General features: G+C 60.5%; 23 protein-coding genes. 12 read left to right on the plus strand and 11 right to left on the minus strand.

What is annotated here, in order from left to right; translation table 11 throughout:
- Positions 1 to 117 precede the first annotated feature (117 nt).
- Positions 118 to 1,251: an aminotransferase class V-fold PLP-dependent enzyme gene (locus tag A3714_RS13625; RefSeq protein WP_063509190.1), complete on the minus strand. Its 1,134-nt coding sequence runs from the start codon at positions 1,249 to 1,251 to the stop codon at positions 118 to 120.
- 284 nt (positions 1,252 to 1,535) lie between these two features.
- On the opposite strand from A3714_RS13625, the gene rsxA reads away from it, so the two are divergent.
- From rsxA to A3714_RS13655, 6 genes are all read left to right on the plus strand, one after another.
- Positions 1,536 to 2,120, plus strand: a complete 585-nt coding sequence (gene rsxA / locus A3714_RS13630; protein WP_035250378.1) for an electron transport complex subunit RsxA — start codon at positions 1,536 to 1,538, stop codon at positions 2,118 to 2,120.
- Positions 2,117 to 2,701, plus strand: a complete 585-nt coding sequence (gene rsxB, locus A3714_RS13635; protein WP_062816297.1) for an electron transport complex subunit RsxB — start codon at positions 2,117 to 2,119, stop codon at positions 2,699 to 2,701. Before rsxA ends, rsxB begins: the two co-directional genes overlap by 4 nt.
- Positions 2,698 to 5,586: an electron transport complex subunit RsxC gene (rsxC, locus tag A3714_RS13640; RefSeq protein WP_063527195.1), complete on the plus strand. Its 2,889-nt coding sequence runs from the start codon at positions 2,698 to 2,700 to the stop codon at positions 5,584 to 5,586. Before rsxB ends, rsxC begins: the two co-directional genes overlap by 4 nt.
- A complete protein-coding gene (gene rsxD / locus A3714_RS13645; RefSeq protein WP_063508064.1) occupies positions 5,586 to 6,605 on the plus strand; it encodes an electron transport complex subunit RsxD in 1,020 nt (339 codons plus the stop codon). The genes rsxC and rsxD overlap by 1 nt, the downstream gene beginning before the upstream one ends.
- A complete protein-coding gene (gene rsxG / locus A3714_RS13650; RefSeq protein WP_063508065.1) occupies positions 6,602 to 7,249 on the plus strand; it encodes an electron transport complex subunit RsxG in 648 nt (215 codons plus the stop codon). Before rsxD ends, rsxG begins: the two co-directional genes overlap by 4 nt.
- 258 nt (positions 7,250 to 7,507) lie before the next feature.
- Positions 7,508 to 8,218 carry an electron transport complex subunit E gene (locus A3714_RS13655; RefSeq protein WP_063508066.1) on the plus strand — a complete coding sequence of 237 codons (711 nt, stop codon included), beginning with the start codon at positions 7,508 to 7,510 and terminating at the stop codon, positions 8,216 to 8,218.
- Between the two features lie 108 nt (positions 8,219 to 8,326).
- Here A3714_RS13655 and A3714_RS13660 read toward each other — a convergent pair whose 3' ends face one another.
- On the minus strand, positions 8,327 to 8,758 hold the full coding sequence (locus A3714_RS13660; protein WP_062816302.1) for a hypothetical protein: 432 nt from the start codon (positions 8,756 to 8,758) through the stop codon (positions 8,327 to 8,329).
- Positions 8,759 to 8,863: 105 nt separating this feature from the next.
- On the opposite strand from A3714_RS13660, the gene A3714_RS13665 reads away from it, so the two are divergent.
- Together A3714_RS13665 and A3714_RS13670 are read left to right on the plus strand one after the other, a co-directional pair.
- A complete protein-coding gene (locus A3714_RS13665) occupies positions 8,864 to 9,424 on the plus strand; it encodes a hemerythrin domain-containing protein (protein ID WP_063527018.1) in 561 nt (186 codons plus the stop codon).
- A gap of 127 nt (positions 9,425 to 9,551) precedes the next feature.
- On the plus strand, positions 9,552 to 10,082 hold the full coding sequence (locus tag A3714_RS13670) for a glycine zipper 2TM domain-containing protein (protein WP_063508068.1): 531 nt from the start codon (positions 9,552 to 9,554) through the stop codon (positions 10,080 to 10,082).
- A 304-nt stretch (positions 10,083 to 10,386) separates the two neighbouring features.
- Here the strand turns inward: A3714_RS13670 and gltS are convergent, their stop codons facing one another.
- Positions 10,387 to 11,571: a sodium/glutamate symporter gene (gltS, locus tag A3714_RS13675; RefSeq protein ID WP_063508069.1), complete on the minus strand. Its 1,185-nt coding sequence runs from the start codon at positions 11,569 to 11,571 to the stop codon at positions 10,387 to 10,389.
- A gap of 73 nt (positions 11,572 to 11,644) precedes the next feature.
- Between gltS and nth the strand changes: the two genes are divergently transcribed.
- The gene (gene nth, locus A3714_RS13680; protein ID WP_062816306.1) at positions 11,645 to 12,283 is read left to right on the plus strand and encodes an endonuclease III; all 639 of its coding nucleotides are present in this window, start codon (positions 11,645 to 11,647) and stop codon (positions 12,281 to 12,283) included.
- 71 nt (positions 12,284 to 12,354) lie between these two features.
- Positions 12,355 to 12,774, plus strand: coding sequence for a DUF3617 domain-containing protein (locus A3714_RS13685; protein ID WP_062816307.1), 420 nt, complete (start codon positions 12,355 to 12,357; stop codon positions 12,772 to 12,774).
- Positions 12,775 to 12,935: 161 nt separating this feature from the next.
- On the opposite strand, the gene A3714_RS13690 is transcribed toward A3714_RS13685, so the two are convergent.
- The 3 genes from A3714_RS13690 to A3714_RS13700 form a co-directional block, all read right to left on the minus strand.
- Positions 12,936 to 13,667, minus strand: a complete 732-nt coding sequence (locus A3714_RS13690) for a dienelactone hydrolase family protein (RefSeq protein ID WP_062816308.1) — start codon at positions 13,665 to 13,667, stop codon at positions 12,936 to 12,938.
- A gap of 138 nt (positions 13,668 to 13,805) precedes the next feature.
- A complete protein-coding gene (locus A3714_RS13695; RefSeq protein ID WP_063508070.1) occupies positions 13,806 to 14,213 on the minus strand; it encodes a DUF1330 domain-containing protein in 408 nt (135 codons plus the stop codon).
- Between the two features lie 182 nt (positions 14,214 to 14,395).
- Positions 14,396 to 14,992 (minus strand): YigZ family protein, encoded by a 597-nt coding sequence (locus A3714_RS13700; RefSeq protein WP_062816310.1) that lies wholly within the window; start codon positions 14,990 to 14,992, stop codon positions 14,396 to 14,398.
- Positions 14,993 to 15,069: 77 nt separating this feature from the next.
- On the opposite strand from A3714_RS13700, the gene A3714_RS13705 reads away from it, so the two are divergent.
- Complete coding sequence (locus A3714_RS13705) at positions 15,070 to 15,315, plus strand: hypothetical protein (protein WP_063508071.1); 246 nt, start codon at positions 15,070 to 15,072, stop codon at positions 15,313 to 15,315.
- 103 nt (positions 15,316 to 15,418) lie between these two features.
- Here A3714_RS13705 and A3714_RS13710 read toward each other — a convergent pair whose 3' ends face one another.
- The 5 genes from A3714_RS13710 to A3714_RS13730 all read right to left on the minus strand — a co-directional run bounded on the left by A3714_RS13710 (position 15,419) and on the right by A3714_RS13730 (position 19,964).
- Positions 15,419 to 16,246 (minus strand): YbaY family lipoprotein, encoded by an 828-nt coding sequence (locus A3714_RS13710; RefSeq protein ID WP_063508072.1) that lies wholly within the window; start codon positions 16,244 to 16,246, stop codon positions 15,419 to 15,421.
- Between the two features lie 138 nt (positions 16,247 to 16,384).
- Positions 16,385 to 16,813 carry an organic hydroperoxide resistance protein gene (locus A3714_RS13715; protein WP_063508073.1) on the minus strand — a complete coding sequence of 143 codons (429 nt, stop codon included), beginning with the start codon at positions 16,811 to 16,813 and terminating at the stop codon, positions 16,385 to 16,387.
- 154 nt (positions 16,814 to 16,967) lie between these two features.
- On the minus strand, positions 16,968 to 17,423 hold the full coding sequence (locus A3714_RS13720; RefSeq protein ID WP_062816316.1) for a MarR family winged helix-turn-helix transcriptional regulator: 456 nt from the start codon (positions 17,421 to 17,423) through the stop codon (positions 16,968 to 16,970).
- Between the two features lie 125 nt (positions 17,424 to 17,548).
- Entirely contained in the window at positions 17,549 to 18,715 is a 1,167-nt protein-coding gene (locus tag A3714_RS13725) for an acyl-CoA dehydrogenase (RefSeq protein WP_063508074.1), read from the minus strand.
- A gap of 46 nt (positions 18,716 to 18,761) precedes the next feature.
- Entirely contained in the window at positions 18,762 to 19,964 is a 1,203-nt protein-coding gene (locus A3714_RS13730) for a 3-oxoadipyl-CoA thiolase (protein WP_063508075.1), read from the minus strand.
- A 334-nt stretch (positions 19,965 to 20,298) separates the two neighbouring features.
- Here A3714_RS13730 and A3714_RS13735 point away from each other — a divergent pair, with 334 nt between their 5' ends.
- Entirely contained in the window at positions 20,299 to 21,456 is a 1,158-nt protein-coding gene (locus tag A3714_RS13735; RefSeq protein ID WP_063508076.1) for an acyl-CoA dehydrogenase family protein, read from the plus strand.
- Position 21,457 lies beyond the last annotated feature (1 nt).

Genomic DNA, 21,457 nt, shown 5'->3' on the forward strand with positions numbered 1-21,457 from the left:
CCCCAGAGGGGAGAGGGGCTTACACACATCCCCAGTAGCAGACCAGTGAGTAGCCTCAGAGTCAGGCTAGCCATCGCTTCACCCGCTTTTCGCTGTCAACTGTCCACTGTCAACTAACTAGCCCGCTGTTAACTGCTTCAACGCCGCCTCCAGCCGCGCCACCGCCGCATCCACATCCCCCAGTTTGTCCAGGCCGAACAGGCCCACGCGGAAAGTCTTGAAGTCCGCGGGTTCGTCACACATGAGCGGTACGCCGCCGGCGGTCTGCAGGCCCAGCTGCACAAAGGCGGCGCCGCTCTTGATGGTGTCATTGTCGGTGTAAGACACCACCACGCCGGGGGCTTCGAAGCCCGGGGCGGCGACGCTGGCGAAGCCGTGCTTGGCCATCAGCTCGCGCACGGCGGTGCCCAGTTTCCACTGGCGTTCCTTCACGGCGGTGAGGCCTTCTTTCATGGTTTCCAGCATGGTGTCACGGAAGCCGCGCAGGGCGTCGGTGGGCATGGTGGCGTGGTAGGCATGGCCGCCGTTTTCATAGGCGATCATGATGTCGCGCCATTTGCGCAGATCGCAGGCGAAGCTGGTGCTGGTGGTCTCGTGCAGGCGCTGGTCGGCGGCTTCGCTGAGCATCACCAGGGCACTACAGGGGGAGGAGCTCCAGCCTTTCTGGGGGGCGCTGATCAGCACATCCACGCCGATGGCTTTCATGTCCACCCAGATGGTGCCGGAGGCGATGCAATCCAGCACGAACAGACCGCCCACGCTGTGTACGGCGTCGGCCACCTGTTTCAGGTAGTCGTCCGGCAGGATGATGCCGGAGGCGGTTTCCACATGGGGGGCGAACACCACGGCCGGCTTCTCGGCCTTGATGGTTTCCACCACCTGCTCGATGGGGGCCGGAGCGAACGGCGCCTGGGGCTGGTCGCTGGTGGGGGACGCTTTCAATACGGTTTCTTTGGACGGGATGTTGCCCATCTCAAAAATCTGGCTCCAGCGATAGCTGAAGAAGCCGTTACGGATCACCAGGCAGTGCTGGCCGCTGGCAAACTGGCGGGCCACCGCTTCCATACCGAAACTGCCGCCGCCGGGCACAACGGTCACCGAGTGGGCGTTGTAGACCTGCTTCAGGTTGCTGGAAATATCCCGCATGACCTGCTGGAAACGCTGGGACATATGGTTCAGGGAGCGGTCGGTGAAAACCACGGAATACTCAAGCAGGCCGTCTCGGTCAAAGTCACGGGGCAAATCTGTCACGGGGGGTCACCTCTGCAGCAACCGGCGCCTGGCCGGTCTCGTCGCGTTATTGTCTGTCTTGGATACTGGATTGCCGCCAGCGCCGCAACCGTCCAGGGCCAAAAGGATGGCAAAACCGGCCTCAACTGCTTAATTCGCAGTCAATGACTGTCTCCTGCAGTCAAGTAAGCTTATGCATTATCATTCTTGAGCCAACCGGGGCGCTGCCTCATACTATGCGCCCTTAACGCCCTGTAAACACAGCGTTTAACGTCTTTCTTTCTCGGCAAGCGAGCCACGATCACATGACAGAGTACGTCCTGATTCTGATCAGCGCTGTGCTGGTAAACAATTTTGTCCTGGTGCAGTTCCTGGGGCTGTGTCCCTTTATGGGGGTCTCCAACAAGATCGAGACCGCCATGGGCATGTCCCTGGCGACCACCTTCGTACTGACGTTGTCGTCCGTGCTCGCCTACCTGACCTGGGCCTATATCCTGGTGCCCTTCGAACTGGAGTACCTGCGCACCATCAGCTTTATTCTGGTGATCGCCGTGGCGGTGCAGTTCACCGAAATGTTCGTGAAGAAGGCCAGCCCCCTGCTCTACCGGGTCCTGGGCGTGTTCCTGCCGCTGATCACGTCCAACTGTGCGGTGCTCGGTGTGGCGCTGCTGAATGTACGCCAGGAAGATGCCACCTTTATGTCATCGCTCACCTACGGGCTGGGCGCGGCGCTGGGCTTTTCCTTGGTGCTGGTATTGTTTGCCGCCATGCGTGAGCGTATTGCCGTGGCCGATGTGCCAGAGGCCTTCCGGGGCCCCAGCATCGGCCTGATCACCGCCGGCCTGATGTCGCTGGCCTTCATGGGCTTTTCCGGGCTGATCAAGTTATGACCGCTGTACTGATTGCCGTGGCCGCCCTGCTTGCCCTGGCCGCCGTGTTCGGTGCGGTGCTGGGCTTTGCCTCGGAAAAATTCAAGGTCGAGGGCGACCCCATTGTCGACCAGATCGATTCCCTGTTGCCCCAGACCCAGTGTGGCCAGTGCGGGCACCCGGGCTGTCGCCCCTACGCCGAAGCCATTGCCGAAGGCGAGGAGCATAACCGCTGCCCGCCAGGCGGCCAGGATACCGTGGACGCCCTCACTGACCTGCTCGGCCGTGACGAGCTGACCCTGGATGACGAAGGCGCCGAGGATGCGGACATCCCCAAGGTGGCCTATATCCGTGAGGACGAGTGCATCGGCTGCACCAAATGCATCCAGGCCTGCCCGGTGGATGCCATCGTCGGCGCCGCCAAGCTGATGCACACGGTAATCGTGGACGAGTGCACCGGCTGCGACCTGTGCGTCGAGCCCTGCCCGGTGGACTGCATCGACATGGTGGAAGTGCAGCCCACCCTGCAGACCTGGGGCTGGAACCGGCCCGCGGGTATCGGCCAGCGCCCGGACAGCCGTATTGAGGTGGTGAACCTGTGATTCGTACCCTGTTCCGTTCACGCAGCCGCAAAATCTACGACTTCCACGGCGGTATTCATCCGCCGGAAAGGAAAGACCTTTCCAATGGCACCGACATTGCCGCCGGCCCCCTGCCGTCGCAACTGATTCTGCCCCTGAACATGCACATCGGCGCCCCGGCCAAACCGCTGGTGGAACCGGGCGAGCGGGTGCTGAAAGGCCAGATGATTGCCGAACCCAGCGGTGCGGTGAGCGCGGCCATTCATGCCCCCACCTCCGGCACCGTCAGCGCCATCGGCCCGCGCGCCATTCAGCACCCGTCCGGGATGGATGCCATCTGTATCGTCATCGACACCGACGGCAAGGATGAATGGATCGAACACGCCGGTGTGGCCGACTACACCGAGCGCAGCCCCGGCGAACTGGTGGACACCATCCGCCATGCAGGCATCGCCGGCATGGGCGGCGCCGGCTTCCCCACCAGCATCAAGGTGAACCTGGGGGACCACCAGCGGGTAGAAGAACTGGTGATCAATGCGGTGGAGTGCGAGCCCTACATCACCGCCGACGACCGCCTGATGCGCGAGCGGGCCGCGGAGATTATTGCCGGTATCCATATCCTCCAGTACCTGCTCAATCCGCGCCGTACCCTGATCGGCATCGAAGACAACAAGCCGGACGCCATCTCCGCCATCAAGCGGGCCTGCAAGGGCTGCGACATCGAGGTGCGGGTGGTGCCCACCAAATACCCCTCCGGTGGCGAAAAACAGCTGATCCAGCTGCTCACCGGCAAGGAAGTGAAAAGCGGCCAGCTACCGGCCCAGGTGGGCGTAGTGTGTCAGAACGTGGGCACCGCCTACGCCATCAAGCGGGCGGTGATCGACGGCGAGCCGTTGCTGTCCCGGGTGACCACCCTCACCGGCGAAGGCGTGCGCCAGCCGGGCAACTTTGAGGTCCTGCTGGGCACCCCGGTACGGGACCTGTTGGTCCATGGCGGGGTGGACCCGGATAATATCGGTCGTCTGGTCATGGGCGGCCCGATGATGGGCTTCACCCTGCACAACCCGGCGGTGCCGGTGGTGAAAACCACCAACTGCATCATCGCCGCCACCCTGGAAGAGCTTCCCGAACCGCCGCCGGAACAGCCCTGCATCCGCTGCGGTTCCTGTGCCGACGTGTGCCCGGCCAACCTGCTGCCCCAGCAGCTCTACTGGCATGCCAAGAACGACGATCTGGAAAAGGCCCAGCACCACAACCTGATGGACTGCATCGAGTGCGGCGCCTGTGCCTATGTGTGCCCCAGCCATATCCCGCTGGTGCAGTACTACCGTTACGCCAAGGCGGAAGTGCGACAGCAGGCAGCCGATCAGGTCAAAGCCGACAAGGCCCGCCAGCGTTTTGAAGCGCGCCAGGCGCGCATCGACGCGGAAAAGGCGGAAAAAGAAGCCCGTCGCCAGGCGCGACTGGAAGCCAACCGCAAGAAGAAAACCGAAACGGCCAGTGCCCCCAGTGTGGATACGGCAGCGCTCAAGCAGGCCTCTCTGGAAGCGTCCAAGGCCTATAAGGCCGCCGTCAAAGCGGCCAAAGCCGCCGAGGCAGACAACGCGGACAACCTGGACGCATTGAAAGCCGACGTGGATCGCCTGAAAGCCATCGCCGACAAGGCCAAGGCAGCCGTTCGTGACGCCAAGGAAGCGGGCCCCGCCGCCGCACCGGCGGAAGATATCGTCGGCAAGCTGAAAAAACAGGTCAGTGACGCCTCGTCCGCTTACAAGACCGCGGTGAAGGCCGCCAAGGATGCGGAAGCCAATGGCGACGACAACGCTGCCGAGCTACGCGCCAAAGCCGATGAGCTCAAGGCCACCGCCGACAAACTCAAGGCGGAACTGCGTGACGCCAAGGCCAACGCCCCCGCCACCCCGGCAACTGCGCCCCAGGCCGACCCGGTGGCAGACCTGAAAAAACAGGTNGGCGAGGCCTCATCTGCCTACAAGGCGGCCGTGAAAGCGGCCAAGGAAGCGGAAGAAAACGGCGCTGACAATGCCGCCGAGTTGCGCAGCCAGGCGGACGAACTGAAAGCCAAGGCGGATCAGCTCAAGGCCGACCTGCGCGACGCCAAGGCCAATGCACCGGCCACGCCCGCCCCGGCACCTGCCGCTGCGCCAGCCGACCCGCTGGCCGACCTGAAGAAGAAGGTGGGCGAAGTCTCGTCTGCCTACAAGGCCGCCGTCAAAGCCGCCAAAGAGGCCGACGAGAACGGGGCGGACAACGCTGCCGAGTTGCGCGCCGAAGCGGATCGCCTGAAAGCGGAGGCCGACCACTGGAAAGCCGAACTGCGCGAGGCCAAAGCGTCCGCACCGGCCCCGGCTGCCCCCAAGACACCGCCCGCCCCCACGGATACGCCCAAGGCACCGGAGACCGAGGCCCCGCAGGCGCTCACTGCGGTAGACCCGGAGGTGGCGGCCAAGCGCCAGAAGCGTCTCAAGGCCCTGAAAACCGCCTACAACATGGCCCACAAACAGTACAAGGAAGCCCATGCCGCTCTGGAGCGCGGTGAGCGCAACGGCGATATACCCGCCGAAGAACTCAATGCCATGCAACAGAAGGTGGACAAGCTGAAAGGCAAAGCCGACGTGGCCCGCGATGCCCTGGATGCGTTGGTGGAAGAAGCCAAGGCGGATATCCGCGCACACACCGGCAAGGATCTGAAAACCCTGAAGCTGGAAGCCGCCCGGGCAGAAAGTGCCCTGGCCGACAAGCAGCGCGAGCTTGAGCAACAGCGGGACAGCGCCTCGGAAGATACCCTGGAAGCGCTCAGTTCCGAATTACAGGCCCTGGAGGCGGAAGCCCAGATCGCCCGCAAGGCGCTCAAGCAGGCGGTGGAAGAACAAGGACTGCAAGACTGATGGCACTGATCTCTTCAACCTCGCCCCATACCACGGTGAGCAACAACACCGGCGCCTTCATGCGTCAGGTGATTTACGCCACCCTGCCCGGCCTGGCAGTGCTGACCTGGCAGTTCGGCTGGGGCACGGTGATCAATGTGCTCTGGGCCGTGGTGGTGGCGCTGGTCAGTGAGGCGCTGATCCTGAAAGCCCGCGGTCGCCCGGTGGCCTTCTACCTGAAGGACTACAGTGCGGTGCTCACCGCCGTGCTGCTGGCCCTGGCCCTGCCCCCCACTTCACCCTGGTGGCTGACCCTGATCGGAGTAAGCTTTGCCATTATCGTCGCCAAGCAGCTCTATGGCGGCCTGGGCATGAACCCGTTCAACCCGGCCATGGTCGGCTATGTGCTGCTGCTGATTTCCTTCCCGGTGGCCATGACCCAGTGGATCGCCCCCGGCGAAGCGCCCAGCTTCGCACAAAGCTGGCAGCTGTTTACCGGGCAACTGCCGGTGGACGGCCTGAGCGGCGCCACGCCCCTGGATACCTTCCGCACCTGGGCCGGCAATGAAAGCGAACTGGCCAGCCACGGCATCCTCCATGGCCAGTTTGCCGGGCTTGGCTGGGAATGGGTGAACCTGGCCTTCTTGCTGGGCGGTCTGTATCTGATAAGCCGCAAGATCATTACCTGGCATATCCCGGTGGGTTTTCTGGCCGGCCTGGCCCTGCCTGCGCTGGTGGCCTGGCTGATTGACCCGGTGCGGTTTGCCGATCCGATGTTCCAGATACTCTCCGGCGGTGCCATGCTCGGCGCGTTCTTTATCGCCACGGACCCGGTGAGCGCCGCCACCAGCCGCAGCGGTCGGCTGATCTATGCGGCGCTGATCGGGGTGCTGATCTGGGTAATCCGCAGCTTCGGCGGTTACCCGGATGCGGTGGCATTCTCGGTGCTACTGCTTAACCTTTGCGCGCCCTTTATCGATTACTACACCCAGCCACGGACCTATGGCCACGACAAGCCAAACAGGGGCACCCAGTCATGATGCGTTATGCCATTACCAAAAACGCCGTGATCCTCAGCCTTTTTGCCATCAGCACCGCCGCGGCCCTGGCCATCACCAATGAACTGACCATCGGCAAGGTGGAGTGCAACAAGCAGGCTGCACTGATGGCCTCGCTCAATGAAGTGATGCCCCACGACCGGCATGACAACGATCTGCTGGCCGATCGCATTACCGTCAGCGACCCGCTGCTGGGCCGCAACGGCCATCATATTTACCGGGCACGCCAGGATGGCGAGCCCAACGGCGCCGTACTGGAAGCCACCGCCCCGGACGGTTACGGTGGCAACATTGCCCTGATCGTTGGCGTGGATATGCAAGGCAAGGTTCAAGGGGTGCGCGTGGTGCCCCCGCACAATGAAACACCCGGGCTGGGCGACAAGATCGAAACCAAAAAATCCGGCTGGATTTATGGTTTCAATGGCCTGTCACTGGGCAATCCTGCCGATGCCGGCTGGGCGGTGAAAAAGGACGGCGGCCAGTTCGACAGCTTTACTGGCGCCACCATCACTCCCCGCGCCGTGGTGGGAGCCGTGCACCGCGCCCTGCAATATTTCGACGCCAACCAGACTGCTGTCTTTGAGGCACCTTCCGAGGCAGCCCCGGCGGAGACCTGTGATGAGTGATGTGAATTACAAAAAGATCATGGGCCAGCTCCCGGTAGGATTTACGCATTCAGCGGCAAGCAGAGCTCGCAGAGCAAGGCATTTCGTTGCAGGCATAGCGGGCCTATTCCAAGACGAAATAACACAGCTATGCGAGCTCTGCTTGTCGCCCTTCGGGTCATCTCCAAAATGGCCCACTGCTTCGTTGTTTCCCCTCGAAAGAGGCCCACTCTTCCTTCGAGAAAACGCCTCACATTGGACCATTTTGGAGGTGACTGAATGAGTAAATCCTACCGGGAGCTGGCCTTGGACGGGTTGTGGAATAACAACCCGGCCACCGTGCAGATTCTCGGCCTCTGCCCCCTGCTGGCGGTGACCGGCACCGTGGTCAACGCCCTGGGCCTGGGCCTTGCCACCCTGGTGGTGCTGATGGGCTCCAACATCTGTGTCTCGCTGATTCGTCAGTACGTGACCGATGCGGTCCGTCTGCCCGCTTTTGTAATGATCATCGCCGCCATGGTGACGGTGATCGAAATGCTGATGCAGGCCTTCACTTTCGAGCTTTACGAAATCCTCGGCATCTTCATTCCGCTGATCGTCACCAACTGCACCGTGCTGGGTCGGGCCGATGCCTTTGCCAGCAAGAACCCGGTACTGCCGGCGGCCCTGGACGGTTTCATGATGGGGCTGGGTTTTCTGGTAATTCTGCTGATCCTTGGCGGCATGCGAGAGCTGATCGGCCAGGGCACGCTGTTCACCAACATGCAGCTGCTGTTCGGCCCCATGGCCGCGGACTGGCAGCTACAGGTGGTAAATAACTACGGCGGTTTCCTGTTCGCCATTCTGCCGCCGGGGGCGTTCGTGGGCCTGGGTCTGATCATTGCCGGCAAGAACGTGATCGACAAACGCTTGAAAGCAATCCAGAAAGCCAGGGCCAGCGACGAGCCCAAGGTCAGCCGCCGGGTACGCACCACCGGCAAAGTCAGTTAAATGCATCACTTCCCTGCCGTAGGAGCGTCGCTGGCGGCGCGATAACAGCCGTCGCGAGTTGCGAGAAGCGAGTATCGAAACGGTTTTATGGCGACGCGAGCGTCTCTCCTAAAGCACCAACCCTGCCACCAGTAAAGCCAACGCCACCAACCCGTGCGGCAGAAACACATGACGCCAGCGCAGAATGCGCAGTAGCTCCTTCATCCCACCGGCACGGCGGCTACGCTCCCAACTGGCAGCAGTCTGGAACGGGGCGATATCGTCCACTTCACCACGAAAATGCGCTTCGATTTTTTCGATACGCGCATAATGTGCAGCCTGAAATGCCTTCCAGTGCCCCTCCACCAGCCAAAACATCAAGCTACCGACCACACCCACCCAGAGCAGTGCCGAGCGATCGAAAAACGCGCCGGAACCAGCAAGCACTCCCGCCAGGGTAACGCTCCAGGCCTTGATGGTGAGCGACTTCTGGTCAAAGGAATCAATCAGCCCGGTCAGGTGGAAGTACTCGGCTTCCAATTGTTTATCCAGTTGTGACACACCATCCCCCCATGAATGGATCAGATTCTCCGATAAATTCGCGCTATTAAACGCGATTCAATCCACCCAGACAAAACGGCATAGTAGCGAACAAGGAGAAATGCCATGAACCACAAAACCGTGACTCCACGACGTCAACCAATGCCCGAGGACATTCGACGCCAACTGTACGGCCCCGAGCGAGACCAGTGGCGGGATCACCCCCACTACCTGATCAGCGATGCACGGGCCTTGCAACGTAATCACCGCAACCTGAAGCGACAGGCCAGGCAGTATCATGGCGCCCTCACCCATATGCTGGAAATAGCCGATGCTGAGAGAAAGACGGACAGCAGTCGCCAGCTATTCACGACTATTGGCCACCATGGTCGCAGCCTGCTGAAGAATCTGCACAGTCACCATGGCTTCGAGGACAGCAGTGTCTTCCCGATGCTACGCCAACATCACCCAAGACTGGCGGCAGGCTTCGACATACTGGAACAGGATCATCTTGCGCTGGATGCGTTACTGGCTGATATCGACCAACAACTTGACCACTTCCCGGCGCTGGCCAACGACCTGCAAAAACTGGAAAACGCTCATCAAAAAGCGTCAGAGCTGGAGGCGTTACTGCATCGTCATATGGACGACGAAGAAGACATTATTGTGCCTATCTATTTGTTGTAAATGCCATTATTTGCACTTTATTGAACGGAACAATTCACATTCTTTTGCACTTGTTGTGCGCCCGTTGGCGAACCTTGTAGGGGCAACGGGATCATACTAGTCACGATCAACAAACAAGGAGTGAGCCATGAAAAGTGCAGCAGTTGCCGCCCTCAGTATCGCCGGGGCCGTGGCCATCGCCGGTGTCGGCTACGGTGCCTACCAGACCATGACCCCGGCCACCTCAGGCTATGCGGAAGTGGTGAATGTGGATCCGATTGTGAAGACCTGGCAGGAGCCCCGTGAAGTCTGTCAGCAAGTGTCCGTTCAACGGCAGAAGCCGGTCAAGGATGAACACCGGATTACCGGTAGCGTGGTCGGCGCGGTGGTCGGTGGCGTGATCGGCCACCAGTTCGGCGGCGGCAGTGGTAAAGATGCCGCCACCGCCGGTGGTGCCATTGCCGGTGGTGTGGCCGGCAACCAGATCCAGAAAGGAATGCAGGAAAAAAACACCTACACCACCACGGAACAGCGTTGTAACACCGTGATGGAAGACAAGAGTCGTACTGAAGGTTATGACGTGACCTATGTCTTCAATGATCAGGAAGACACCATTCGCATGGACAAGAAGCCCGGCGAACGCCTGCGCATTGAAGATGGGAAAGTGGTTACCCAGTAACCTTCTCTTATCTGCATAAGAAAGCCCGCCTCTGCGGGCTTTTTTATGGGCGCAAACACCCACGGCTTCCGGGACGTAGGGTGCACTGAGCCTAAGGCGAACTGCACCGATCCGGCGCTTGATGGTGCAGTTCGCCTTAGGCTCAGTGCACCCTACGCAATCTGTGACGGCGGTGAGGAATTCAGATTTACGGTTCTGTCACCCACAAGATAATGCCGGGCACACCCGCAAGCCCCTTGGCCAGGATCCACTCGCTTCCGTTCCCGCTAATCCGTGATGAAGCGTTTTTATGGCACCTTTCCGGTCAACCCGACAGCACCGACACAAACGTCTGGATGATGGTCGCGTTGGCGATATCCACGATAAAGCCCCCCACCACCGGCACGATGATAAATGCCAGTGGCGACGGACCATGGTGCTGGGTCACCGCCTGGATATTGGCCACCGCCGTGGGCGTGGCTCCCATGGCAAAGCCGCAATGGCCAGCGCAGAGAACCGCCGAATCATAATTGCGTCCCATCAAGCGGAAGGTCACCAGAGTAATAAACGCCAGCGCCAGCCCTACCTGCACCAGCAGCATGGCAAGCATGGGCAGGGCCAGATCCACCAGCTGCAGTAATTGCAGACTCATCAGCGTGATCGCCAGGAAAATCCCCAGCGCGGTATTGCCTACCACATCGATGGTGGCATCGTTCACCTGCCACAGACGCCGCGCCGTATTGCCGAGAACAATGCAGACAAAAAGCACCCACACGAAGGTGGGCAAGCGAAACACGGACGCAAATTCTTCCGCCGCCACGGTGCCAACCACCACCCCCACCGCCAGCAACATCATGATGCGGATCACACTGGCGGAAGAAATGGGCCGGGGCGTTTCCGCCTCGTCATGCCCGGCATCTTCCACCGCCGCTCCGTGGGCGGGGGCGGCGAGCCGGTAGCGGCGAATCAGGAACATGGCCAGCGGCCCACCCAGCAGGGCCCCGAATATCAGGCCAAAGGTAGCAGACGCTGCCGCCAGCTCACTGACGCCAGTGAGGCCGAAATCCCGCTCGAAAACGCCCGCCCAGGCCGCGCCGGTGCCGTGACCACCGGTCATGGTCACCGAGCCACCGATGAGGCCGTACCAGGCCTCCAGGCCCATGAGCTTGGCCATCATCACACCGACCAGATCCTGCAGGGCCACCAGCACGATCACCAGCACCGCAAACAGCAACATGGCCCAGCCGCCCCGTCGTAACAGGCGAAAGTCCGCCGCCAGGCCCACGGCGCCAAAGAAGAACAACATGGCGGGGGTTTTGATGCTCTCATCAAAGGTCAGGCTGATCCCGGACACCTGCATGACCGTCACAATAATGGTGGCCAGCAGGCCGCCCACCACCGGCTCGGGCATATTCAGCCGGGACAGCAACTCGACCTTGTGCACAATCCACTGACCCGCGCCCAGCACCAGCAATGCGACCATCAGGGTTTCCATGGCGGAAAACTGCATCCCTTTCTCCTTGTTCGCGGCTGGGGAGCCGCCAATTGATCCGCTATACTGCCCGCGACAACTGGAAGCTGTTATGAATCGCGAGAAACGAACTGAAATCTTTACCCGTCTGCGGGACCAGAATCCTCACCCCACCACCGAGCTGGAGTACAGCAACGATTTCGAATTGCTGGTGGCCGTGGTGCTGTCTGCCCAGGCCACGGACGTGGGGGTGAACAAGGCCACCGCCCGGTTGTATCCGGTCGCCAATACACCGGAAGCGATCTTCGCCCTGGGCGTCGACGGGCTTAAAGAGTACATCAAGACCATCGGCCTGTTTAATTCCAAGGCCGAAAACATCATTCAACTGTGTAAAATTCTCATCGAGCAGCACGACAGCCAGGTGCCCCGCACCCGCGAAGCGCTGGAAGCGCTACCCGGCGTGGGCCGCAAAACTGCCAATGTGGTACTCAATACCGCCTTCGGGCTGCCCACCATGGCGGTGGATACCCACATCTTCCGGGTGTCCAACCGCACCCGCATTGCCCCGGGCAAGAATGTGCTGGAAGTGGAAAAGCGGTTAGTGCGACTGGTGCCGGAGGAATTCCTGCGTGATGCCCACCACTGGCTGATTCTGCATGGCCGCTATGTGTGCACGGCACGCAAGCCCAAGTGCGGCGAATGCCTGATCGCCGATTTGTGCGAGTTCCCGGCAAGTCAGCGGCCTTCGTAAACGGCGATTGAGACCCCCGCCGGCCGTTGCTACTCTGGGATTTCACGGTTCAACCGACGAAGGGACGCGATATGAAACATCCCCTCTTGCTGGCAGCGACGCTGGCCCTGTGCGCACCGGTTATGGCTGGCGACCTGAAGCCCGGCCTGTGGCAGATCAATACCACCATGGAAGGCGACAATCTGCCCCCACAGATGCGCGCCCATACCCAGCAGGACTGCCTCAGTGCCGATCAGGCCGAGGACGTGGTGACCGCCCTGCGCAAGGACTGGAATGCAGAAGGCTGCGACCTGGGCCAGGTGGATCGCAGCGGAGACAGCCTGAGCTGGGAGGCTTCCTGCAACCAGAATGGCATGCAGAGCACCATGAAAGGTTCAGTGACGTTGCACAGCGACACCCATTACACCAGCGTCATCGACATGACCATGCCGGGCAACCAGATGGTGTCGACAAGCGAAGGAAAATGGGCCAGCTCGGATTGCCCTGAATAAGAATTGGCGGTTCGCCTTGCCAGCAAGGCTCCAACGAAATCATCACATACCACCTAACCGTTGGAGCTATGCTTGCATGGCCAAGGGGCTTAGTCAGATGGTGATACCGGTCATCCACCCTTCGCCATGCGAGCATAGCTCCAACAACGCAGCGAGGCGCTTTATAGCTTCCCGGCAAACACCTTCTCAAAAAACGCCAACACCCGCTGCCAGCTGTCTTCCGATGCACCTGCATCAAATTTTGAGCGCAGCGGCGGCAGTGGCCCCAGTTTCTTGAAGGTGAAGGTCTGGTGGTCATTCATGAAGGAATGGCCCACGTCTTCATAGGTCTTGATATCGTGGGGCACGCCCAGCGCCTCCATGTGTTTTGCCAGACGATCACCATGGTCACCATAGATCATGTCTGTGCGACCCCAGCCACCGACTGCCGGGCAAATGCCGGTCACATCTTTCACGTTTTTCGGGATACCGCCATAGAACGGTGCCACGACCTGCACCGGTGCCTGGCTGGCGTAGAGCACCGCAAAACGCCCGCCCATGCAGAAGCCCATGACACCCACCTGGGTCACCGCCTCCTCGCCCTGATTGAGCAACCATTCCCGGCAGGCTTCCAGCTGCTCGAAGGTCTGGCCCTTGCCGGTCTCATGGGCCTTCAGGGTTTTCACCACACACAGGGCCTTGCTGCCGGGCAGATCGTAGAGGTCCGGCACCAACACCGGATAACCGTTATCCGCCAGCCGCTGGGCAATGCGCTCGATATCCTCGGTATAGCCGAAGATGTCATGGATGGCGATCACCGCCGCCTTATGGGGATTAGCGGTTTCGGGGCGCAGCCAACGGGCACGCATGGTATGGCCGCCGGGGATGGGAATGCCTACAGGTTGGTTGGACATGGGAAGACCAATGAATAGTTAATAGTGAATAATGAATAACGAAAACCAGAGGCTACTACTAGCCGGGGCAGACATCCCTGTCCATCGGGGCCACTCCACTTCGTTATTAACTATTAATTATTCATTATTAATTGCTTCTCACCCTTCCTGCATGGCCACCAACCGCGCCTCCTGCAGGGCGGCGGTGCGGTGTCGGGTGGCTTCCCGGTATTCCGGGTCGGCCAGCATGGAGGCAAAGGCCTGTTTGGAGGGGTAGCGGACCAGCAGCACGTCGTCCCACTTCTCTCCTTCCGGGGCAATCACGCCTGCCAGGGCCTTGCCCTTCCAGACCATCTCACCGCCGACACCGCGCACCTTGCCAAAGGCCACGTCGGAATATTTCTGGTAGGCCTCGCGCCCGCTGTAGTCTGCTTCGCCATCCTTGTAGAACGCGGTGTCGTTAAAACGCAGCAGATTCAGCATGACGATGGGGGTATCGTCCGGCAGGGACGCCAGAATCTCGGGCAGGCGTTGCGGGTTGGGATCAATAACCGGTTTCTCTGACATGGTGACTCCGTGTGTTTTTTTCAGTGAGGCCGAGTCTTCATTAGGGCTTCGCCTTGCCAGCAATTTACCAACGGCAGGCTTTACCCGAAATGTCCCCGGCAGACCAGAAGTCCAATCCCTACCCTGCCGCCATATCAGAAAAAGAGACAGGGCCAATCACGACACCCTGCACGCCAAAGCGGTCACTGTGTTGCCAGGGTAATGTGTTCCGCTGCACACAGGCTTTCCAGATCGGCCAGACTCTGCGTCGGGCAGCGCAACGTCATCGCCACCCGCTGGCTGTATTGCACGTCCAGGACCGCTGCTCCATTCTGCTCCGCCCAGTGACGAAGACGTTGCTCCAGGGGAAAGTCCAACGTCAGCTGGCAGGTACACTGCGGAACGCTCTCCACCCGTTCTACTTCCGCCAACACCGTTTCCGCGGCAGCCGCATAGGCACGAACCAGGCCGCCGGCGCCCAGTTTCACACCACCGAAATAACGGATCACCACCACCAGCACATCACTCATGCCCTTGTGCTGGATCACATTGAAAATGGGTTTGCCGGCGGTGCCGGAGGGTTCGCCGTCGTCATTCATGGCCGCCTGGGCAGACGCCGGGCTGCCCAGCAGATAGGCGTAGCAATGGTGACTGGCATCCGGATAAAGGGCTCTGGCTTCATCGATGATTGCCATGGCCTGTTCGCGGCTGCTCACCGGCCGAAGCCAGGTGATAAAGCGGCTTTTGTTGATCAGCAGCTCCCGGTCAACGGGACCGGCGGGAACGGGATAACCTTTGATGGCTGACTCCGGGTATCACTGACAGGAAACGGCTATGGTAAGGTAATTGCCGTTGTTATCCGAATACGTGACCCGCCATGACCGACCCCCTCCGCCGAGACAATGACAGCCTGCGCCGCCGCAAACAGCTGGCCGTTGGTGTCGCCCTGCCTGTCAGTGGCGTGATCTTCGCGCCGTTGCTGTGGGCCCTGTATCAGGATGGCAGCATTGTCTTTCTCACGCTGAGCGCCCTGCTCTGGCTTGGCGCCGGCCGGTTTATCTATCACTTGCTGGCACCGGATGAAAAAGGGCGGCCCATGGCCGCCCGCGATACGGATCAGTGATCCACGTAGAGGTAATGTTGCCAACTCATCATCCGCAACAGCATGCGGCGGATGATGGCCGTAAAGAAGCAATCTCCGAGACGTACAGTACAAACAGAGATGGCTACAGATCCCGCCCGCAGCCACTGTAGAGCGTTTCGTTGTGGGTCACCTTCACCTGATACTCGAAGCTCTCGCCACTCATCGTATCCTCGCAGGGCGTTTCGATGATTTCCACTTTCAGCTGTGCGGTGTCAGTCTCGGCCAGGTAAATGGTTTCCGTGCCTTCGGTCTGGGCGCCTGGGTCGGGAGTGGTGACTTCGGTTTCACCGTAATCCCCGACAAACATCAATTTTTCTTCCGGATAAATCGCCAGATGCCAGCCCGGCTCGTTCCCCACCGCCCAGAAAGTGGCCCCCGCTTCCCTGGCGCCTGCCATGCCGGTTTTTGGCGGCTCCGCAGCAACTTTCTGTAGCATGATGGTGGCATCCTCACCGCTGGCTCCTTCACCCAGCTCCACCGTGTGCCGTTCGGTTGTGGTCCATAATAATTGCCCTTCCGGGCCACGAATCTCTGCACGCAGCGCATAGGCCATGGGGTGCTCATGCACCACCGCATCTCTGGCATAGCGCAGGGTAAAAGGGACCGGGACCTGCCCCGGGTCATCGATGTGTTGTTCGGCGATCACGGTGGAGGGTGCGTCTGCCAGCGAGACATCTTCAAGCCTCACCGTGAGGGTGGCGCCTTCCGGCATGGCCATACGCTCGCGGTACATGATTTTGCCGCTGAGAACCTGCTGCTCGGTTTTTTCACTCTGTTGCGTCATGGCCGGTTGGTCGCTTTCGGATTCCGGTGTGTTCTGGTCACAGCCGGAGAGGCCCACCAGGGCAATTAGCCCGGCGCCACCAAGCAACACGGGAAGGGAGCGGAGAGTCGGTGTCAAAGATCGCATAATGATTCCTTTTGGTCGTCAGCGTGTTCAGAGTCTCTGCACGTGCGGCGGTTCCCTGCCGAGGTAACACTATTAAATCAAGCCACATAAAAAAGCAGCCTCGCGGGCTGCTTTTTTACTTTTCTTCAAGGTTTTCACCTATACGGTTACGACCAACTCCACATCAATATTGCCGCGGGTGGCATTGGAGTAAGGGCATACCTGATGGGCTTTTTCCACCAGCGTCTGTGCCTGCTCCTGATCCAGCCCGGGGAGATTCACATTCAGGGTGGCCTGAATGCCGAACCCGCCACCCAGCGGACCAATGCCCACCTGACCGGTAATGGCAGTTTCTTCCGGCAGGGACACCTTGGCCTTGCCGGCCACCAGTTTCAGGGCGCCAAGGAAACAGGCCGAGTAACCGGCGGCGAACAGTTGCTCCGGATTGGTTCCCTCGCCGCCCGGACCGCCCAGGGCCTTGGGGGTGGTGAGTTTGACGGACAGCTGGCCGTCATCGCTGGCGGCGCGGCCATCACGACCGCCGGTGGCTGTGGCTGTGGCTTCGTACAACACTTTTTCCAGACTCATCATGCTCTCCTTTTATGTGCCTTCATGTGATTTGCTGCGCCATTCAATATGCACGATTTAATCGTGCACTATTTAGTGGAGCGAAAACGTGCAATTCTGCTTCCTGGCCGGGCCCCGGTAACGGCACCGGGAACCCAACCCATTCGCTACGGAATCAATCTTCCGCGGCCAGCCGTGAACGCAGCGCATGTAACTCATCACGCAGCTGGACCAGTTCTTCCGGACGGCACTGGCTGGCGCACAATACCGCTTCGGGCACTTTCTCCGCCTGGTCGCGCAAGGCCTTGCCGGACTGGGTGAGCGTCACCTCCACATGGCGTTCGTCCGGCCGACTACGTTGGCGCAGCACCAGCCCCAAGCCTTCCAGTCGCTTGAGCAAGGGGGTGAGTGTCGCCGAATCGAGAAACAGGCGTTCGCCGATTTCCGATACGGACAGCCTGTCCTGCTCCCACAGCACCATCATCACCAGATACTGCGGATAGGTGAGTCCCAGCTCCTTCAACAGCTTGCGGTACACCTTGCTCATGGCAAGCTGCGCGGAATACAGGGCAAAACAGACCTGCAGGTCCAGCTTCAGCCAGGAGGTATTGTCAGGAGCGTCATCGTTCATGGGCCCACCTTAAATAGCGCGCTATTTAATAGCAAGCACCTTTTATTGGAGCCTTGCTCGCAAGGCGAATGGCGGGACGAAAAACCCCGGCTTGCCGGGGCTTCAGAGTCTTCAGCCTCGCGCTATCAACCGAATGCCGGAATCCCGGTCTGGGCACGACCCAGAATCAGGGCATGCACATCATGGGTGCCCTCGTAGGTGTTCACCGCCTCCAGATTCATCACATGACGGATCACGTGGTACTCGTCACTGATCCCGTTGCCGCCGTGCATGTCGCGGGCCTGACGGGCGATGTCGATGGCCTTGCCGCAGTTGTTGCGTTTCATCAGCGAGACCATTTCCGGCGCCCAGTGGCCGCTATCCATCAGCCGGCCCAGCTGCAATGCGCCCTGCAGGCCCAGGGTGATTTCCGTCTGCATGTCCGCCAGCTTTTTCTGGATCAGCTGGGTCGCCGCCAGGGGCCGACCGAACTGCTTGCGGTCCAGGGTGTATTGCCGGGCCGCCTGCCAGCAGAATTCCGCCGCGCCCATGGCGCCCCAGCTGATCCCGTAGCGGGCCTTGTTCAGGCAGCTGAACGGCCCTTTCAGTCCTTCCACGTCCAGGCGGTTTTCGTCCGGCACAAAACAGTCGTCCAGCATGATCTGTCCGGTGATGGAAGCGCGCAGGGAGAACTTGCCTTCAATTTTCGGGGTGGTGAAACCGTCAAAGCTGCGCTCCACCACAAAGCCGGTGATCTTGCCGTCCAGGTTGGCCCATACCACTGCCACATCGGCAATGGGGGAATTGGTGATCCAGGTCTTGGCACCGTTGAGCAGGTAGCCACCGTCCACCTTTTTGGCGCGGGTACTCATGGAGCCCGGGTCAGAACCGTGATCCGGCTCGGTAAGCCCGAAGCAACCCACCCACTCGCCGGTGGCCAGTTTCGGCAAGTATTTCTGGCGCACCGCTTCACTGCCAAAGGCATGAATCGGGAACATCACCAGCGACGACTGCACGCTCATGGCCGAGCGATAACCGGAATCCACCCGCTCCACTTCCCGGGCCACCAGGCCGTAGCTCACATGGTTCACCCCGGCGCCGCCATACTGCTCGGGAATGGTGGGACCGAGAAAACCGAGTTCCCCCATTTCCGTCATGATGTCCCGGTGGAAAATCTCGTGCCGGTTGGCTTCCAGCACCCGTGTCATCAGTTTGCTCTGACAGTAATCATGGGCCGCGTCACGGATCATGCGCTCGTCTTCGGTGAGCTGGGTTTCCAGCAACAACGGATCTTTCCAGTCGAATCTCTGCATGTCTTTTCCCAAATTCTTTCGCTGTTAACTATTCACTATTAACTGTTCACTGCCTTTCAATCACCATGGCCACACCCTGGCCAATGCCAATACACAGGCTGACCAGCGCATAACGGCCACCGCTGGCCTCCAGCTGGCGCATGGCGGTGAGGGCCAGGCGCGCGCCGGATGCCCCCAGTGGGTGCCCCACCGCAATGGCCCCACCATTGGGGTTAAGGCGTTCATCATCGCCAGCCAGCCCCAGCTGTTTGCAACAGCCCAGTACCTGGGTGGCGAACGCCTCGTTGATCTCGATTACATCCATCTGCGCCAGGGTGAGACCGGCCCGGGCCAGAGCCTTGCGGCAGGCCTCCACCGGGCCCAGCCCCATGACCCGTGGGGCCACACCAGCCACCGCACCCGCCAGAATACGGGCACGCGGGGCAATGCCCGCCGCGTCACCAGCAGCACGGGAACCGATAATCAGCGCCGCCGCGCCGTCATTCACGCCGGAGGCATTCCCTGCGGTGATGATGCCACCCTCAACGATAGCAGGCAGTTTTGCCAACTTTTCAGCGGTGGTGCCGGCGCGGGGATGCTCATCCTCTGTCACCGTCAGCGGCTCTTTCTTGCGGCCCTGGGGAACGGTCACCGGCAGAATCTCTTCCCGGTAGAAACCCTGTTCCCGGGCCGCCTGATAGCGTTGCTGGGAGCGAGCGGCAAACGCATCCGATGCCTCACGGCTGATGCCCAGGTCGTCGGCCACGTTCTGGGCAGTTTCCGGCATGGTGTCGCCACCGAACTGGCTGAGGATGGCCGGGTTGGGGAAGCGGGCACCGATGGTGCTGTCGAAAATGGTCATATCACGGCTGAAGGCTTTTTCGGCCTTGGCCATCACGAACGGCGCCCGGCTCATGGACTCGGTGCCGCCGGAGACAATTAGCTCGCCCTCTCCCACCGTCACCATACGCGCCGCATCGAGCGTCGCCGCCAGGCCACTACCACACAGGCGGTTAACGGTGATCCCGGCCACGGATTCCGGCAGCCCCGCCAACAGGCCGGCGTGACGCGCCACGTTGCGGGCATCTTCACCGGCCTGATTGGTATTGCCGATCACCACGTCTTCATAGCGGGACAGCTCGAACCCGTTGCGCTGTACCAGCTCACGGATCACCCCGGCCAACAGGTCATCCGGACGCACCGGCGCCAGGGCGCCACCATGGCGACCAAAAGGGGTTCGCAGGCCATCGTAGATATAGGCATCCAGCATTTGCACTCTCCAGGGAGCGGCAAGCTACAAGCTACAAGCTGCAACGCGGACCGGCATGGCGATAAACGAAAAACGCCCTCGCCGCGTTTCACTCTGTTTAATCATGCAACGGCATGGCGACACTGAAGATGAAGCGCGGAGGAAACACTTTCAGCCAGCCCGTAGCTTTACCGTGTTGCAGCTTGTAGCTTGAAGCTTGCCCCTTCTATGTCCGCTATGCGGAATGTTGTTTTGAAAACTTGACGGGCAGAATAGGCCGTGACAGAGTGCGATGCAAGTGATTCGCCTCGCGGTCACGCCCCCAAAAGACCCAATGTTACCGCCGGACCCGACCATGATTCGTGATGCCGAAATCCTCAGCCAGTTGACCGATACCATTGCCCGCTTTGTCCGTGAACGACTGGTGCCTGCTGAACAGCACGTGGCTGAGACGGACACCATTCCCGATGACATTGTCGCCGACATGAAGGCCATGGGGCTATTCGGTCTGTCGATCCCCGAGCAATACGGCGGCCTGGGGCTGACCATGGAAGAGGAAGTGCTGGTGGCCTTTGAACTCGGCCGCACCTCTCCGGCTTTCCGCTCCCTGATGGGCACCAATAATGGCATCGGCGCCCAGGGCATCCTCATTGATGGTACCGAAGAGCAGAAACAGAAATACGTCCCGGCGCTGGCCACGGGCGAAGTGATTGGCGCCTTCTGCCTGACCGAACCGGATGTGGGCTCTGATTCCGGTGCGGTGAAAACCCGCGCCCAGCGGGACGGCGACCACTACATTCTCAATGGCACCAAACGCTATATCACCAATGGCCCCCATGCGGGGCTGTTTACCGTGATGGCCCGCACCAACCCGGAGATCCAGGGTGGCGCTGGCGTTACCGCCTTTATCGTGGAAGGCGATACCCCCGGCATTTCCCGCAGCAAGGCCGATGTGAAAATGGGCCAGAAAGGCGCCCACACCTGCGACATCATTTTCGACAATTGCCGGGTGCCCGCCGAGAACATCATTGGTGGCAAGGAAGGGGTGGGTTTCAAGACCGCCATGAAAGTTCTGGACCGGGGCCGCCTGCACATCTCTGCGATCTGTGTGGGCGTGGCCACGCGACTGATTGAAGACGCAGTGAATTTTGCCGCCGAGCGCAAACAGTTCGGCAAGCCCATCATCGAACACCAGTTGATTCAGGCCATGCTGGCGGATTCCCGGGCGGAAATGTTTGCCGGCCGCTCCATGGTGCTGGAAGCCGCCCGCAGCAAGGACCGGGGTGAAAAGGTCAGTCTGGATGCGTCCTGCTGCAAGCTGTTCTGCTCTGAAATGGTAGGCCGCGTGGCCGACCGTGCCGTGCAGATTCACGGCGGTGCCGGCTATATGGCGGACTATGCAGTGGAACGCTTCTACCGCGACGTGCGCCTGTTCCGGATCTACGAAGGTACCACCCAGATCCAGCAGATCGTCATTGCACGAGAACTAGCACGCCAGGCAGCACAATCATGAC

Origin of the sequence: Alcanivorax sp. HI0007, assembly GCF_001635525.1 — a bacterium.
In the GTDB taxonomy this organism is placed as follows: domain Bacteria; phylum Pseudomonadota; class Gammaproteobacteria; order Pseudomonadales; family Alcanivoracaceae; genus Alcanivorax.

Bases quoted from the DNA above. Each gene is read 5' to 3' on its own strand.
- rsxA (WP_035250378.1), top strand. From the start codon at position 1,536: ATGACAGAGTACGTCCTGATTCTGATCAGCGCTGTGCTGGTAAACAAT.
- rsxB (WP_062816297.1), top strand. From the start codon at position 2,117: ATGACCGCTGTACTGATTGCCGTGGCCGCCCTGCTTGCCCTGGCCGCC.
- rsxD (WP_063508064.1), top strand. From the start codon at position 5,586: ATGGCACTGATCTCTTCAACCTCGCCCCATACCACGGTGAGCAACAAC.
- rsxG (WP_063508065.1), top strand. From the start codon at position 6,602: ATGATGCGTTATGCCATTACCAAAAACGCCGTGATCCTCAGCCTTTTT.
- A3714_RS13655 (WP_063508066.1), top strand. From the start codon at position 7,508: ATGAGTAAATCCTACCGGGAGCTGGCCTTGGACGGGTTGTGGAATAAC.
- A3714_RS13665 (WP_063527018.1), top strand. From the start codon at position 8,864: ATGAACCACAAAACCGTGACTCCACGACGTCAACCAATGCCCGAGGAC.
- A3714_RS13670 (WP_063508068.1), top strand. From the start codon at position 9,552: ATGAAAAGTGCAGCAGTTGCCGCCCTCAGTATCGCCGGGGCCGTGGCC.
- gltS (WP_063508069.1), bottom strand. From the start codon at position 11,571: ATGCAGTTTTCCGCCATGGAAACCCTGATGGTCGCATTGCTGGTGCTG.
- nth (WP_062816306.1), top strand. From the start codon at position 11,645: ATGAATCGCGAGAAACGAACTGAAATCTTTACCCGTCTGCGGGACCAG.
- A3714_RS13685 (WP_062816307.1), top strand. From the start codon at position 12,355: ATGAAACATCCCCTCTTGCTGGCAGCGACGCTGGCCCTGTGCGCACCG.
- A3714_RS13690 (WP_062816308.1), bottom strand. From the start codon at position 13,667: ATGTCCAACCAACCTGTAGGCATTCCCATCCCCGGCGGCCATACCATG.
- A3714_RS13695 (WP_063508070.1), bottom strand. From the start codon at position 14,213: ATGTCAGAGAAACCGGTTATTGATCCCAACCCGCAACGCCTGCCCGAG.
- A3714_RS13705 (WP_063508071.1), top strand. From the start codon at position 15,070: ATGACCGACCCCCTCCGCCGAGACAATGACAGCCTGCGCCGCCGCAAA.
- A3714_RS13710 (WP_063508072.1), bottom strand. From the start codon at position 16,246: ATGCGATCTTTGACACCGACTCTCCGCTCCCTTCCCGTGTTGCTTGGT.
- A3714_RS13715 (WP_063508073.1), bottom strand. From the start codon at position 16,813: ATGAGTCTGGAAAAAGTGTTGTACGAAGCCACAGCCACAGCCACCGGC.
- A3714_RS13720 (WP_062816316.1), bottom strand. From the start codon at position 17,423: ATGAACGATGACGCTCCTGACAATACCTCCTGGCTGAAGCTGGACCTG.
- A3714_RS13725 (WP_063508074.1), bottom strand. From the start codon at position 18,715: ATGCAGAGATTCGACTGGAAAGATCCGTTGTTGCTGGAAACCCAGCTC.
- A3714_RS13730 (WP_063508075.1), bottom strand. From the start codon at position 19,964: ATGCTGGATGCCTATATCTACGATGGCCTGCGAACCCCTTTTGGTCGC.
- A3714_RS13735 (WP_063508076.1), top strand. From the start codon at position 20,299: ATGATTCGTGATGCCGAAATCCTCAGCCAGTTGACCGATACCATTGCC.